Below are 14,499 nucleotides of genomic sequence, written 5' to 3' on the forward strand. Positions count from 1 at the left end.
CGACCGCTCAGGCGTAGCCCGCGTGGGCGCGGACGGAGTTGAGGAGCCGCCCCGTGGCGGTCTCCCAGATCCGGACCGTGCCGTCGTATCCGCTGGTGGCCAGGAGGCGCCCGTCGCGGCTCCAGCCCGAGTCGTGGATGTTGCCGTCGTGGGCGGCCAGCACGCGTTCCCGGGCGGGATCGGCCGCGTCGAAAAGCCGCACGCGGTTTCCGGCGTAGACGGCGAAGGTGTCGCCCGCGGGGCTCAGCGACGAAGCCCGCTGGGGACCGCTGGAGCGGACGAGTTCGAAAGTGGAGGGGTCGATCGCCTCGCGCCGCCACGAGGAATCCGGCAGGGCGCCCAGACCGCCGGCCAGAACGCCGGCGAGGATCGGCAGATGTTTCATCGCTCTCTTTTCATTATACTTATCGTGAGAGGTGCAAGAGGACGCCTTTCGTCTTCCGGTGGATTCCGACCATGCCGCTCATCTCCATCCTGATGCCCGTCTATAACGCCGCCGGGACCCTCCGAGCGGCCCTGCAATCCGTGCTGGCGCAGAGCTTCAAAGAGTGGGAGCTCGTGGCGGTCAACGACGGATCGACCGACGCGTCCCTGGAGATCCTGGACGAGGCGGCGCGCCGGGACCGGCGGATCCGGATCCTGACGGGGGCCCACGTGGGCCACGTGGAGGCGCTGCGGTCGGCCGCCACGCTGGCCGCGGGACCGCTCCTGGCGCGCATGGACGCCGACGACGTCATGCATCCCCGGCGTCTGCTGCTTCAGCTCACCCGCCTGGACTCGCCGCCGGCGGTGGACGTGGTGGCCACGCGGGTGCGGGTCCTGGGCCGCACGGGCGAAGGGATGCGCCTCTACGTGGACTGGCAGAACCGGCTCCTCTCGCACGACGACATCACGGCGAATCTCTTCGTGGAGAGTCCCCTGGCGCACCCCTCGGTCCTCATGCGGCGCGACAAGTTCGAGCGCGCGGGGGGCTACCGGGACCCGGGCTGGGCGGAGGATTTCGATCTCTGGCACCGGCTGCGGGAATGCGGCGCGCGGTTCGAAAAGCTGCCCCGCACGCTCCTCTCCTGGCGGGACAGCGACCGGCGCCTGACGCGGACGCACCCCATGTACTCCGAGAAGGCCTTCTACCAGGCGAAGCTTCACTACTTCAAGCGCCATCCCCTGGGCCGGGGCCCCGTGGTCGTCTGGGGCGCGGGCCCCATCGGGCGCCACTGGGCGCGGGACCTCCTGCGCTCGGGCATCGAGGTCCCGTACGCGATCGACATCGACCCGCGCAAGGTGGGCCGAACGATCGCCGGCGGACGGGTTCCGGTCCTCTCCGTGGAGGAGGGCCTGGCGCGGCGGGCGGGCGTGATCCTCGGCGCGGTGGGCTCGCGGGGCGCGCGGGACACGATCCGCGAGCGTCTGGCCCGGGAGCGCCTGGTCGAGGGGCGCGACTATCTTTTCGTGGCCTGAGCTTCCTTTTCCCGTTGTCACCCCCGATCGCGGTCGCTATAGTAGGGTCGGCGCGCTGGGCCGGGGAAGTAGCGGTGCCTCCGCCCGAAAGGGTGCCTCAACCCGCTTCAGAGGGGTCGACCGCTTCCCCGAGGCCGTCCGGCGTGTGCAGCGCACGGGCACGTGGCGTCGATCCGGGCGTCCGGTGCAACTTGGGTGCGGTGAACCCCGCCAGGTCCGGAAGGAAGCAACGGTAGCCGATTGCCCTCGTGTGCCGCCGGGTTGCGTCCGGGGAGCCGGCGACCCGGAAGCGGGCCCATGTTGGGACGGTCGAAGGGAAGCTGCGCGCCTATTTTTTTATTCCGGCTTCGGGAGCTCCACCGGCCGGGGCACTTCCGTCACGGGCGCCAGGGACGGCACGTCCTTGTCCGCGGCGATCCCCAAGTCCTTCATCCGCCGCGCGCGCGAAAGAACGTACCGCTCGAGGGACGCCTGCGCCGCGTTGAAGTGCTCCACCGTGTTGAAGACCGCCTCGCGAAGCTTGGAAAGATGCCGCGCCCAGACCTCCACGCTCTCGAAGAGCTTGCGCCCGAGATCGGCCACCTCCTGCGCGTTTCTCGCCAGCCGCTCCTGGCGCCACCCGTAGGCCACCGCCTTCAGGAGCGCCACGAGCGTCGTCGGCGTGGCCACGACCACCCGCTGGGCCAGAGCCTCCTCGAGGAGGTCCGGGGCCTGCTGGACGGCGGCCGCCAGAAACGGCTCCCCCGGCACGAAAAGCACCACGAACTCCGCCGACTGCGCGACAAGCTCCCAGTAGCGCTTGCCCGACAGGACCCGCACCCGCTCCCGAAGATGGGCCGCGTGCCGGCGGAGCGCGGCCTGGCGCGCCTCCTCCGCCGGAGCCTCGAGCGCTTCGAGATACGCCGAAAGGACCGCCTTCGCGTCCACGACGATCTCCCGCCGGTTCGGAAGGTGCACCACGAGATCCGGCCGCAGGGTTCCCCCTTCCCCCTCGGCCGCGGCCTGCTCGGTGAAATCGCAGTGCTCCGAAAGGCCCGCCAGCTCGACCACCCGCCGGAGTGTGATCTCGCCCCAGCGGCCCCGCACGTGGGGCTGCCGGAGCGCCGAGACGAGGTTCCCCGTCTCCAGCCGCAGCTTTTCCTGCGTCGCCGCCACGGACTGAAGCTGCTGCGCCAGCTCCCCGTACGCCTTCTGGCGCTCGCGCTCGAGGGTGTCGGCCTTTTCCTGGTACCGGCGGAGCGACTCCTGAATGGGTTTGACGAGATCCTCGACCGCCTTCTTGCGCAGCTCGATGTCCCCGGTCGCCTGCGCAAGGTAGCCTTTCAACGTCTGCTCGGCGAGTTTGAGAAACGCCTCGTTGTTCGTCCGGAGCGCCTCGCCGGCCATCGCGCGGAAGGCGTCGGCGAGTTTGCGCTCCGCCTCCTCGAGAAGGCGCTTCTGCTCGGCCCCATGGCGCTCGCTTTCGGCCAGGCGCTCCTCCAGCCGCGCGCGCTCCTCCCCCGCCGCCGCGCGCAGCTCCGCCTCCCGGGCCTTGCGGATGAACCACGCCACGGCCGCTCCCGCCGCCGCCCCGACCGCCGCCCACGCGAGTTCCATCATGCCCTCCCTCCCGGCGGCCGCGCCGCCTCCACCTCCACCATCCGCCCCCTCCGGAGATCGATCAGCCGGAAGCGCGGCCGCGTCCCGGGGAAAATCCTCCGCGCCGCTTCCGTGTAGAGATCCCGGATCAGCTCGTACTCCCCGGGTTCGAGCATCTTATCGGTCTTGTAGTCCCCCACGTAGAGAATTCCGTTTTTCCGGTAGACCACGTCCAGGACGCCCTGGACGACCTGGCCGCCCCGCGGAAAGAGAAACGGAAGCTCCCGCGCCAGGATCTCGGAAGAGGCCAGCTCCCGGAAGGCCTCGCTCCGGAAGAAGCGCTCCAGAATCCGGGCCGCCTCGGGCGGAACGCCCTCGGGCACCTCGGGGCGCGAAAAATCGAGCGCCTCCAGGACACGGTGGCAGACGCGGCCGATCTCGATCGCCTCCTCGGCCGGCGCCCGCGGCTCTCCTTCGGAGGTCTCCTCGAGCCGCGTGGGACTCGTGAACCGCTCGGGCACGGACGCCCGCCGCTCGCGCGCCCGCCAGCGGGCCGCCAGACCCTCGAAGTCCGGACGCTCCGGCTCCGCCGGCGCGGGCGGCGCCGTCAGGACCGGCCGCCGGTACGGCACCCGCGTCACGCGGGCCTGCCGCTCGAGATCGGGCAGCAGCATCGAAAGGTAAGTCTCCCCCCGGACCCGCACCCCTCCCGTCAGCACCAGGACCTCCCGCGCCCGGGTCATGCCCACGTAGAGGATGCGCCGCAGCTCCTCCCGGCGGCGCTCGCGGTCCAGCCAGGACAAAGCCGCCCCGCCCGCGTCGCAGACCGCCCCCAGCCGAATCCCCCGCGTCCGCGTGGGCCAGTCGTAGCGCACCACGGGCTCCCCGCGCGTCCCGCCGAATTCGCGGTGAAGGTCCGGAAGAAACACCACCGGAAACTCCAGTCCTTTGGCGCGGTGAATGGAAAGCACCCGAACGGCGTCCAGGGTCTCGTCCGCCAGGGGACTCTCGCCTTCCTCCTCCAGCTCCCGGATCGCGCGGCCGGCCCGGACGAGAAACTCGCGAAGCGTGCCGCCTTCCTGCGCCTCGAAATCCGCCGCCTTGCGGCGAAGTTTGAGGAGGTTGGCCACGGCCTGCTCGCCGTGGTAGCCCGCGCGGGCGATCTCGAGCGCGTAACTCTCCTCGAAGATGAGGTCGATGAGCTCGGCCACGCCGCGGCGCCCGGCTTCCTCGTTCCAGCGCCTCAGGAATCCGAACAGCGGCAGATCCGACGCCCTCCGGTAGTCCAGTTCCCGGCGCCGCTCGTAGAGCTCCTGGTCGGAAAGCGCGCCGTACGGGGACCGGAGCACGGCCGCCAGCGCCACGCGATCGTGCGGATAGGCGACCGCCCGCAGGAGATTCACGAAATCGACCACTTCCGGCGTCCCGTAGAAATACTTCTCGCCCTCGATCACGTAGGGAATCCCCCGGCCGCGAAGCGCCTCGAGATACAGATTCGCGTCCGACAGCGCCCTCAGGAGAATCGCCACGTCCCGGTAGCGCACGTCCCGCCGGGAGGCGATCCACCCCGCGATCGCCTCGGCCTCCGCCTCGCGGGCCTCTTCCGCCCCCGCGTCCTCGATCAGGATCGCCTCGATCGTGGGCTCCGGGAAAGCGGGCCGGCGTCCCTCCGGGCACTCCACGGGCTCATAGGCCGGCTGAAGCTGCCGGTGGGACGCGATGAGCCGGCCGAACACCTCGTTGACGAAGCTCAGGATCCTGCCGTGGCTCCGGAAATTCGTCCGCAGAACCGCCCGCTCGCCGCCTTCCTCGAGAATGCGGTCCACGAACCGGTGGTAGGCCACGATGTCCGCCCCGCGGAAACTGTAGATCGACTGCTTGGGGTCGCCCACGACGAGGATGCGGCCGGGAGCCAGCCGCCCGTCCGGCCCCTCGGCGAGCTTCTGGAGGATCGCGCCCTGAAGCGGATCCGTGTCCTGGAACTCGTCCACGAGAATGAACCGGTAGCGGTTCCGCAGGAACTCCAGAACCTCCGGGAACTCGGGATTGGAAAGAAGATCGTGAACCAGCGCGAGCATCGCGTCGAAGGTCACGTACCCGGCGCGCAGGTAGTCGCGCCGGAACTCGCGGGCGAATTCGGAAACGAGCGCCGTCGCGCGACCGACGAGCCCCTCGTCGATCGAAGCCATGTCCCGCGCCAGGCGCCACGCGCTCTTTTCGCGAGGCGACGCCCCGGCGCGGCACCGGGCCGGGACCGGCGCCTTTCCGGTCAGGGCGTCGGCCAGGGCCGGAGCGGCGAGGGCCGCCTCCCGGGCGAATTCCCGCAGGGTCGCCGCCCCGTCTCCGGGCTCGTCGAGCGGCACGCCGAAAGACGAAAGCCCCCAGGCCAGCTCGCGCAGCGTCTCGAGGTCCACCTTCGAGAGGACGGTCTTCCACGCGCGCGGCCGGCGCGCGGCCGATCCCAGCTCGCGGTCGAGCCACCGGGGCCAGGCGCGCTCGAAGCGGACGCGGAACACGGCCCCCTCGTCCACCCGGAAGTCCGGGGCCACGCCCGCCTCCACGGGAAAGCGCCGCAGGACGTGGGCGCAGAAGCTGTGGATCGTCCCGATCTCCGCGCGGTCGAGGGCGGCCGCCCGCCCTTCCTCTCCGAGACGCCGCCGGAGGCGCTCGCGCAGCTCGGTGGCCGCCTTCTCGGTGAACGTGAGGGCGAGGAGGTTCTCCAGGGGCAACCCCTCCACGACCACCTTGTGGACGATCTTGTCCACGAGAAGCGTGGTCTTCCCCGTTCCCGCGCCCGCCGTGACGGCGAGATTCCGGGTCGATGCGATGACGCGGTCTCGCTCCGCCTGGTCCCCGGGACGCATGCCCCCTTCCCTACGATCGAAGTTCCCGAACCGATCCCGCCCCTATGCCTCCGGCGTCGCCCGGCGCTCGTGCTCCTCGGCCCTCCAGCGGGTCGGGAGGTGCGACTTGCGGCACATCGTCCCGTACGGACAGGTGCCGCAGTGCCAGCCCACACGGATGGGAAACTCCCCGCGCGCCACGCGATCCAGAAGCCGCGCCAGGAGCGCCTCGAATTCGGCGCGCCGATCCCAGAGGGCGCCGTCGAATTCGAGAACGCCGTCCTCTCCGCGCGCCATCTCCTCGAGGAAGTAATACACGAACCGCGAGCGGCGCCGGTCGGCCCCCGGGAAGCGCTCCGCGGCCATGACGAAATAAAGAGGCGCCTGAAGGTATCGGCCCTTCTTGAAGACGCCCGTCTCGATGGAATCCGAGTAGCGGCTCCGGCTGCGCTTGTAGTCCACGACGCGGAAGGCGCCCCGGTCGTCCAGATCCAGGCGGTCGGCGAAACCGCGGAAGGCCACCGAGCGGCGCCCGCCCACGGCCAGGGGAAGTTCCCCCCGCAGCTCCGTCTCGAAGTCCCGCGGCTTGAACGTCGAGACGTCGTCCGCCCGGACGAAGGCCTCGAGCACCTTCCGGATCGCTTCCTTCTCCACCTCCCAGAGGACGGGATACCGGATCGCGCGGGACTCCTCCACGCGCCGGAATCCCTCCTCGAGCGCCCGGGCCAGGTCGCCTCCCCGGTAATAACGCTCCAGGATATCGTGGTAAAGGTTCCCCGCGTCCAGCGCCGTCAGGGCCGTCTCCCCCTCCGGCTCTTCGAGCTCCTCGAGATCGAGGATCTGCGAGGCGAAGTAACGGAACGGGCAATCGGCCAGGCGTTCGAGCGCCGTGGGGGAGAATCCCGCGGCGGCGACGGCGTTCCAGTACGGTCCCGCGTCGATCGTTCCGTCATAGGGCGTCAGCGGCCCGCGCGACTCGATCGCCCGCAGGAAAGAGAGCCCGTTCACGAGCATGGTGACGTCCCAGCCCAGCGCCCGGCCCAGCGCCTCGCCCTGGCCCGTGCGCAAGGACGCTTCCCGGGGCGTCAGAAGCTCGAAGGGCGTCTCCCGGAGGCGCTCGGCGGGCCGGCGGGGCACGGGGCGGACCGGACCTTCGGGAAGGAAGCTCGAGGGGATCTGAAGTCGGCCCTGTTCGTCGGAGCGCTGGTAGGAAAGGACGATTTCGTCGGCGGATCGCCGGAGCAGGAAGAAAAGAAGCGTCTCCTCCTCGTAGCCGCGGAGCTTGCGGGGAAAGCGGCACCCCAGGCGGGCTTCGAAGCGGGCGCGGACGGCGTCGCTGAAGAAAGGATCCTCGAGAATGAAGCGCGGGAAGACGCGCTCGTTGAGTCCCAGGACGACCAGAGCGCGAAAGGAGAGGCCGCGGGCGGCCATAGCGTCGAGCACCTGGACGCCGGCGGCGCCGCCGGCGGGCTCCGCGAGCCGGGCGAGCTGTTCGAGGAGAACCTCGAGAGGCTCCTCGAACGCCAGTCCCTCGAGGGCGGCCAGGCCCTCGACGGCGGCTTCGACGCGCGGGTCGGGGTGCAGGAAGCGGCGCAGGCGCTCGAGCGCCCACGAGGCGAAATCCGCCCAGCCGCCGGTCGGAGGCGGAGGAGCCTCGAGCAGTCCCCGGACGGATTCCCAGAAAAGGTCCACTTCCGAGCGCGGCAGGACGAACGGGCGCTTGCCGGCCCGGGCGCCGCGGTCGCACACGTAGTCCTTCCCGGCGGCCCCGCCGAGGCGGCGGCGCCAGACGTCCGCCCCGCGGCCGATGCCCATGAGACGCGAAGCCTGGTCCCAGAGATCCGGATCTCCTCCGGGGCGGCGGAAGAAGGGCGAGCGCAGGAGGTCCAGGACGTCCGCGCGGTCGAAATCCTCGAGCGAAAAAAGCAGGCGGGCCGCCTTGACGCGCGGATCGCGGTCCAGCCGCCGGCGGGCGCTGGACGTGTAGGGGATCCGATGTTCGCGGAAGACGGCGTCCACGAGGTCCGCGTACGGCTCCAGCGTCCGCGCGACGACTCCGATTTCATCGTAAGGGATTCCCTGGTCGGCCCATCGGAGGATTTCCTTGGCCGCCGCCCAGACTTCGTCGTGGGCGCCGGAGGCCGAAATCTGCGAGACCTTAGGCCGGGGCTCGTCGGCGGGAAGGTCGCGCCGGGCGCGCGCCAGGGGGGCGATGAAGGCGTCCAGGAACTCCCGCGCGTAGGCGTACTCCGGCCGGTCCTCGCAGGGAAAGAAGCACGTCACCTCCGTGCGCCGGCGGACCTCGCGGAAGAGATCGATCTGGTTCTGGTCGAGCTCGTAGAAGCCGTAGTAGAGGACGTGGCGGAGCGAGCCGAGGAAAGCGGACGCGGGAGCGTGTTCGGCGGCGCGGCGGATGACGTCGGCGCGCACATGGAGTTTGCGGCGGCGGAGCTCTTCCGAGTAGCGCTTGTAGAGGGACAGAAGCTCGGCCAGCTTGGGGGCCTCCTCGAGTCCCAGTTCCTCTTCGGCCAGCAGGGCGAGGGCCGCATCCGGTTCGACCGCGGCGGCCTTGAGTTCGTGGAGGGCGCCGACGAGGGCGCCGGGCGAATGGGCGCGGGAGAGGTAGCGTTCGCCGGCGAAATGGCGGCGGAGGATCGCGCGCAGGAGGCGGGAGGGGACCAGATCGTCCAGAAGAACGCGGGCTCCCTCGGGGGCGGATTCCTCGTACAGGCGGCGCGCGAAGGAGAAGAGGTTGAAGAACCGCGCGGCGGCGAACCCCTCCGGGACCGCCTCGAGGGCCAGGAGTTTGAGTCGATCGGCCAGCCGCCGCGAGGGGGCGACGACCGCCAGGGGAGCCAGGGGCTCCTGGCGCCGCAGGCGGCGGAAGGTCTCGACGAAGGCGCTCTCGAGCGCCGGGCGGAAGGGGCCGACGACGAGGTCCATCCGGGTAAGTGTACGCGACGGGCGTCTCTTCCGGGCAGAATACGTCGCGCGCCGGAGCCGTCAAGAAAGCGGCGCGCGTCCCTCAGCAGGCCCGCCGGTCGGCGCGGCCTTCCTTGGCCTGGAGGAGCACGTCCTCGAAGGGAAGACGGGTGAGGTCTTCGAGGCAGGTGAGATTCGTGCAGAACCCGGAATTGCGCAGGACGTCCGTGACGCGGTCCGGCGTGTCGTAGACCTCGCCGCAGGACGGGCAAATGATCGAAGCCGATCCGCCGTGCGTATCCACCGATCCCCCGGTCGCGTTCATGCCCCTCTCCTCCCGCAAAAGACACGGAAATTTTGCCTCCGGCGGATTTCGAGATCAAGGAGAAAATGGACGCCCCGGAAGATCTCTTGAAAACCCGGCCGGGAAGGATAAACTACGGAACGTTCGCGGCCGTCCGAGGCCCGCGGAGCCCGCCGTCCTCGGACCCGTGCCCGTAGCTCAACTGGATAGAGCGTCTGGCTACGAACCAGAAGGCTGCAGGTTCAAGTCCTGCCGGGCACACCACCTCGACGCCGTCCGCCGCGGCTTCAGTCGGGCACTTTGTAGGACGCCTTGCGCCGGGACCACCAGATTCTCCATTCCTGGAAGGTCGTCCACTTCTCCCGCGTGATGGACTGCAGCGCCCTGAAGATCTCGGCGCGCATCTCGTTCAGCCGCGCCGCCGCGGCCGCCCGGTCGCCCACCCCGCGGTCGTCCCGGTAGGGTCCGGCCTGCTCCCGCTTGATCCACTTCTCCACATCCTCCCCGAGGTCGATCAACGGCTCGATCGATTCTCGGCGACGCATCGCGCCCGCGGCGGCCACGGCCGCTTTGGCCACCCGTATGGGATCGGCCCGGAAGTGATGGTGAATCGTGGGAAGCGCCTCCTCGTCGCCCAGAGCGCTCCATCCCTCCAGAACCGCGGCCTGCACTTCGGGTTCTTTCTGGTTCGGCCCGCCCATCGCCCCGCGAAGGATCGCCGCCGCCGACGGGCGGAACCTCCCGAACTTCCCCAGCGCCCGGGCCGCCGCCGCGCGCACCCCCGGCGACGGATCCCCTCCCATGAGAATCTCAGCCAGCATCTTCAGCGTCTTCTCGTCCTGAACTCCCGCCAGTTCCGAGACGGCCGCGGCCCGGACCGGAGGCGCGGGATCCCGGAGAAGTTTCCGGAAACGCTCCATCGCCGCTTCAACCTTCCGCGCGCGCATCTGGGCTACGGCCGCCTCGTCGACCGCCGCGCCGCCCTGCGCCAGGACGGCGATCTCCTCGCCCTCCAGCGCCCGGCCGTAGAGCCGGATGTCATCCAGCTGGCCCTGAAAGCCGCCGTGCATTCCCCCGTATCCGAACGTCAGCGGATCCGCCGAAACGGCCGGCGTTCCAGACCTTGCCGCGGAGGCGCCGAGGGATCCGTTGACGTAGACCAGGGCCGTCTGGCCCCGAACCGCACAGGCGACATGGTGCCAGGCATCCAGACCGATGGGCGCGGAGCTCAGGAGGTTGACGATGGATTCCCCCGCTCCATTGTATTGTTGGAAGAGGATGCGGCGGGTGCCGGGCTCCAACCAGACGCCGAACTGCCGCAGTTGCAAGTTCCCCTTTCCTACAAAGCGTACCCAGTCGGAAGGCGCCGCCGTAGCCCGAACCCAAAAGGAAACCGTAAAGTCACCGATCAGCCGCAGTGCCGGAGCGTCGGGAACAACAACCTGCGCGTTTCCCCCGGGAAACGTCATGCACCGGTCGTTCGGAAACTTGAAGGTCGGTCGAGTGCCGGGGAGAGGACCCACGGTCGTGGCGCCGTTGCGATACGTTCCGGGATGGGCGCCCGTCACGTCGGCGGCCACGCCGTCCGGCGGGGGATCCGCCTCGTCCCCCCTCCAGTACCCCACGAGGTCCTGTCGCACGGACGTCGCCCACGAGCCCGCCGCGACGGCCGCCCAGCCCGCGAGAATGCCTCCGATCAAGCCCATGGCGCGTGCGCTCGCCTCATCGCCGTCGGAGGACCGCAACCCCCAGAAGCGCCGCCGCCAGGGCCGGCCCCGCCGGCGCCGGACCCGACGTTCCGCACCCGCAGCGGCCATCGACAAGACCTTCTTCGTGGTCGTTGGTCCGGGGCGGGTACGGCTGAACCTGCAGGGGACCCACCGTGTTCGAGACCGCCGATCCCAGCCCATTGACCGCCAGGACCCGGTAGTAATAGACCTCCAATGGGTTCACGTTGGTATCCGTGTAGCTGTTGGACGTGTACGATGTCGCCACATCGGCCCACGGTCCCCCCGAGGCGAGGGCCCGCTGGATCGTGTAGCCGGGGATATTGGGGTCCGGGGCCGGCGTCCACGACAGATCCACCCGCATGATCCCCGCCGAGCCCGTCAGCGACGGAGCCGCGGGTTCCGTATAGCCCCGGTAGAGGGCGTCGACCTCGCCGGCGCTCAACGCGCGCGCATAGAGCCGGACGTCGTCGATCTGTCCCTGGAAGCCCTGATGAAACGCCGCCGCGCCGATCGTGAGCGGGTCGGACGAGGTCCCCGGCGTACCGGTCCGCGTTCCCGTCACGTGAAGCGCTCCGTTGATGTACATCCGCGCCGTGCCGCCCTGGATCTGACAGGCGATGTGGTACCAGCTGTTTGCCCCCGTCTGAAGCGTGCTCGACAGATTGAGGATCGCATTACCGGACGCATCGTATTGTTGAAAAAGGATCCGCCCGTCGCTCCCGGCCCATTCCCAAACCCCGAAGTTGCGCTGAGTGGAGTTTCCTTTGCCGACCATCCGCGCCCAGTCCGACACGTCCCCGGTCTTGCGCATCCAGAAGGCGACCGTGAAATCGCCGGTCACACGGAGGGCCGGCGCGTCGGGAACCGACACGTGGGCCGCCGGCTGCGCACCCCCCGCGAAGGTCATGCAGCGGCCGTTCGGAAACGCGAAGGCCGCCGGTGTGCCCGGGAGCGGCCCCACGGTCGTGGCGCCGTTCTGGTAGGCGCCGTCATAGGTCCCCGCGGAGTCGTCCGCGACGTTTCCCGGCGGCGGATCCGCCTCGTCTCCCTTCCAATAGGCCACAGGCCCCTGCTGCGCTTCGGCGGTCCAGGCCGCCAACATCGACGCGACAATGGCCGGCCAGAACGGCGCCGCCCTCCCCGGTCTCGCCATACCCGCACCCCCGGATGTTCTATTCTCCTCTTTATTCTTCCATCCCGGGGAAACCGGGTAAGAAATTATGATTCCATGTGAATTCGAGGGAGGACGGGATGAGGGCAATGCCTTATGAGAACGGCCGGGGTGGGAGAACGCTCATTCCCCTCCGGCCAGCCGGTAGACGAACTCCACCGTTTGCGTCTCGCCCGCCGCGACCTTGACCCGCGCCGTCGCCGGCTCCGCCTTCACCGTGCTTGTCTCGTGCAGCACGGAAATCTCGTACTCCCCGGGAGGAAGCCCCCGGATCGCGAACGTCCCGTCCGGTCCCGTTACGGCATGGAACGGATGCTCCAGGACGTGCACGTACGCCACCATCCAGGGATGAAGGAAACACCGAAGGTCGATCTTGAACTCGGGACTCTTAAAGACCTTGTGGAGCTTCATCCCCTTGACCGGCATGCCGTCGTTGAACGCCCGGTTGTTGCGGGGCGAACACATCACGTTATGCAGCGTTGCGTCGCTGTTGCGGATCTCGAGCGTCTGGCCCGCCATGACGGCGACCACGTGGGGCGTGTAGACGCACGCCACCTGATCGAGAACCGCCGGCTCCTTCGGGGGATCGAACGTTCGGCCCTCGAGTCCCTTGCTGACGTACACGAGGACGTTCTGGAGCGTCTCGTCGGCGCCGTTCCTGCCGAATACCCAGCGCTCGTCGGGCGGCGCCTTCCCGCCGCAGGCCTCCTTGCAGAAGGCGTGGCCCAGCACCTGGGTCAAAGGCGGCGTTTCGGGTTTCCGGCCCTTCCACTTGACGATGCCGGTCACGGTCGCCGTCCCCTGGCCCGCCGCCGGAGCAGCCGCCTCCTGCGCGCCCGCCGACCCGCAGAGTCCCACCCCCGCCGCCAGAATCGCCGCCCATCGTGTCATGGATCTTCTCCGGCTCAATCCCGAGGGGCTCGCTTGGCGCCCTCGGCCACCCGGCCGGCGGGCACGATTCTCCAGACCGATCCCCGTTCGCTCTCATACGGATTCCATGTGCCGTACTGGCTCGGGGCGCTCGTCACCAGAATCTCGCCCTCCTCGTCCTCGCCCCCGGCCGTGAAATTCAACCGGGTGTCCAGCAGCTCCTGGAGGTGCCACTTGCCGGCCTCGTCCCGCGCCAGGCCCCACAGCCTCCCCGTCCCCCAGTCGCCCAGGAAATAAATCCCCTCGAGCTCCGGGGCCGCCTTGCCCCGATATACCCCCATCCCGATCACGCAAATCCCGTCCGTCGCGTGGTTGTATTCGGCCACCGGCAGCACGCCGACCACGGGAGTCTTCACCCCCTGCTGCTCCAGCTCCAGCGGAAACGGATGCACCCCGCACATCCGGTTCCACCCGTAGTCTTCGCCTCCCTTGGAGGAAGCCGGCTGGAAATTCACCTCCTCCCAGTGGTTCTGCCCGATGTCGGCGATGTAAAGATCGCCCGTCTTGCGGTCGAACGAGAACGTCCACGGGTTGCGCAGCCCGTAGGCCCAGATCTCGGGCTTGGCGTGCTGTTTGATCCGCGAAAACTCCAGCTCGCTGACCCCGAAGAGCACCATCAGCTTGGGCTGCGCGGCCTTGACGAAAGGGTTGTCCTGAGGAACCCCGTAGGTCAGATGCCCCGTGGGACGGACGTCGATCCGCAGCATTTTTCCCAGCCAGGTGCCGAGATTCGGACCCACATCCAGGACGTCCCCCTCCCATCCGCCGTCGCCCACGCCGATGTACAGATACCCGTCCGGCCCGAAGGCGATCTTGCCCCCGTGATGGTTGACGTACGGATAATCGATCCGGATCACGGGACGGGCGGTGGTCATGTCGGCCTTGTTCGGATCGCCGGCGGAGACCTTGTACTCGACGACGAAGGTGGCCCCGTTGAACCAGAGATCCGCGTAGCTCACGTAGAAGAGGCCGTTCTCCTTGAACCGGGGATGAAACTCGATGGCGTAGAGACCGCATTCCAGGAACTGGAAGAACGTGTTGGCCCGGTTGTCATAGAAGGGCTCCGGGAGGACCTTTCCCGAACGGTCGATGATGCGGATGGTGCCGGGACGCTCGCACACGAACAGCCGGCCCGTGCCGTCGCGCGGGCTGGCCACGTGAACGGGATCCACGAAGCCCCCGGCCACCTCCACGAGTTCCACCTTCACGCCCGACTTGGCTCCCGGCAGCCTGCCCCCGGGGCGCGCCACCTCGATCCGGACCGGCTCGGCGGACTCGACCATCAGAGACTTCCGCGGGGCGGACTTCGGCGCCGCGGCGGGCGCGGCCCCCGACGCGCATCCCCCCAGAAACGCCACGACGCTCGCCGCGAAGGCGACGGTCTGCTTCATAAGACGTTCCTCCCCCGAGTTCCCTACGTGATGTAGTTCCCCGAACCGGGCCGTTCCGGTAGCCGAAACGCACGCCAAGGTATCCGCGCCTCGCGAAGGGCGTCAAGAAATTGGTCCGAACTTACCGCGGCCGCGTCCCCACGGGTAATAAGCGCAGGAGGGACGATCCTTG

The 14,499-nt window shown here is 69.2% G+C and carries 10 protein-coding genes, 1 tRNA gene and 1 other RNA gene; 3 read left to right on the forward strand and 9 right to left on the reverse strand.

The features are described from left to right. Positions 1–7: 7 nt before the first annotated feature. Positions 8–385 carry a hypothetical protein gene (locus VNO22_04790; GenBank protein ID HXG60664.1) on the reverse strand — a complete coding sequence of 126 codons (378 nt, stop codon included), beginning with the start codon at positions 383–385 and terminating at the stop codon, positions 8–10. Between the two features lie 71 nt (positions 386–456). On the opposite strand from VNO22_04790, the gene VNO22_04795 reads away from it, so the two are divergent. Beyond that, positions 457–1,458 carry a glycosyltransferase gene (locus VNO22_04795; GenBank protein HXG60665.1) on the forward strand — a complete coding sequence of 334 codons (1,002 nt, stop codon included), beginning with the start codon at positions 457–459 and terminating at the stop codon, positions 1,456–1,458. Positions 1,459–1,508: 50 nt separating this feature from the next. Continuing rightward, positions 1,509–1,786: signal recognition particle sRNA large type (ffs, locus tag VNO22_04800), an RNA gene on the forward strand. A gap of 8 nt (positions 1,787–1,794) precedes the next feature. Here ffs and rmuC read toward each other — a convergent pair. From rmuC to VNO22_04820, 4 genes are all read right to left on the reverse strand, one after another. Continuing rightward, positions 1,795–3,057 carry a DNA recombination protein RmuC gene (gene rmuC / locus VNO22_04805; protein ID HXG60666.1) on the reverse strand — a complete coding sequence of 421 codons (1,263 nt, stop codon included), beginning with the start codon at positions 3,055–3,057 and terminating at the stop codon, positions 1,795–1,797. Continuing rightward, positions 3,054–5,900, reverse strand: coding sequence for a UvrD-helicase domain-containing protein (locus tag VNO22_04810; GenBank protein ID HXG60667.1), 2,847 nt, complete (start codon positions 5,898–5,900; stop codon positions 3,054–3,056). Before VNO22_04810 ends, rmuC begins: the two co-directional genes overlap by 4 nt. Positions 5,901–5,942: 42 nt before the next feature. Then, positions 5,943–8,822 (reverse strand): PD-(D/E)XK nuclease family protein, encoded by a 2,880-nt coding sequence (locus VNO22_04815; GenBank protein HXG60668.1) that lies wholly within the window; start codon positions 8,820–8,822, stop codon positions 5,943–5,945. An 82-nt stretch (positions 8,823–8,904) separates the two neighbouring features. Further along, positions 8,905–9,126, reverse strand: a complete 222-nt coding sequence (locus VNO22_04820) for a hypothetical protein (protein ID HXG60669.1) — start codon at positions 9,124–9,126, stop codon at positions 8,905–8,907. A gap of 166 nt (positions 9,127–9,292) precedes the next feature. On the opposite strand from VNO22_04820, the gene VNO22_04825 reads away from it, so the two are divergent. After that, positions 9,293–9,369, forward strand: a tRNA-Arg gene (locus VNO22_04825). Positions 9,370–9,392: 23 nt separating this feature from the next. On the opposite strand, the gene VNO22_04830 is transcribed toward VNO22_04825, so the two are convergent. The 4 genes from VNO22_04830 to VNO22_04845 form a co-directional block, all read right to left on the reverse strand. After that, a complete protein-coding gene (locus tag VNO22_04830) occupies positions 9,393–10,811 on the reverse strand; it encodes a LamG-like jellyroll fold domain-containing protein (GenBank protein ID HXG60670.1) in 1,419 nt (472 codons plus the stop codon). Between the two features lie 16 nt (positions 10,812–10,827). Then, the gene (locus VNO22_04835; GenBank protein HXG60671.1) at positions 10,828–11,988 is read right to left on the reverse strand and encodes a LamG-like jellyroll fold domain-containing protein; all 1,161 of its coding nucleotides are present in this window, start codon (positions 11,986–11,988) and stop codon (positions 10,828–10,830) included. Positions 11,989–12,129: 141 nt separating this feature from the next. Further along, a complete protein-coding gene (locus VNO22_04840) occupies positions 12,130–12,897 on the reverse strand; it encodes a hypothetical protein (GenBank protein HXG60672.1) in 768 nt (255 codons plus the stop codon). Between the two features lie 14 nt (positions 12,898–12,911). After that, entirely contained in the window at positions 12,912–14,327 is a 1,416-nt protein-coding gene (locus tag VNO22_04845; GenBank protein HXG60673.1) for a PQQ-dependent sugar dehydrogenase, read from the reverse strand. Positions 14,328–14,499 lie beyond the last annotated feature (172 nt).

The organism is Planctomycetota bacterium, assembly GCA_035574235.1.
Taxonomy (GTDB): Bacteria; Planctomycetota; MHYJ01; order MHYJ01; family JACPRB01; genus DATLZA01.

Bases quoted from the DNA above. Each gene is read 5' to 3' on its own strand.
- VNO22_04790 (HXG60664.1), bottom strand. From the start codon at position 385: ATGAAACATCTGCCGATCCTCGCCGGCGTTCTGGCCGGCGGTCTGGGC.
- VNO22_04795 (HXG60665.1), top strand. From the start codon at position 457: ATGCCGCTCATCTCCATCCTGATGCCCGTCTATAACGCCGCCGGGACC.
- rmuC (HXG60666.1), bottom strand. From the start codon at position 3,057: ATGATGGAACTCGCGTGGGCGGCGGTCGGGGCGGCGGCGGGAGCGGCC.
- VNO22_04810 (HXG60667.1), bottom strand. From the start codon at position 5,900: ATGCGTCCCGGGGACCAGGCGGAGCGAGACCGCGTCATCGCATCGACC.
- VNO22_04815 (HXG60668.1), bottom strand. From the start codon at position 8,822: ATGGACCTCGTCGTCGGCCCCTTCCGCCCGGCGCTCGAGAGCGCCTTC.
- VNO22_04820 (HXG60669.1), bottom strand. From the start codon at position 9,126: ATGAACGCGACCGGGGGATCGGTGGATACGCACGGCGGATCGGCTTCG.
- VNO22_04830 (HXG60670.1), bottom strand. From the start codon at position 10,811: ATGGGCTTGATCGGAGGCATTCTCGCGGGCTGGGCGGCCGTCGCGGCG.
- VNO22_04835 (HXG60671.1), bottom strand. From the start codon at position 11,988: ATGGCGAGACCGGGGAGGGCGGCGCCGTTCTGGCCGGCCATTGTCGCG.
- VNO22_04840 (HXG60672.1), bottom strand. From the start codon at position 12,897: ATGACACGATGGGCGGCGATTCTGGCGGCGGGGGTGGGACTCTGCGGG.
- VNO22_04845 (HXG60673.1), bottom strand. From the start codon at position 14,327: ATGAAGCAGACCGTCGCCTTCGCGGCGAGCGTCGTGGCGTTTCTGGGG.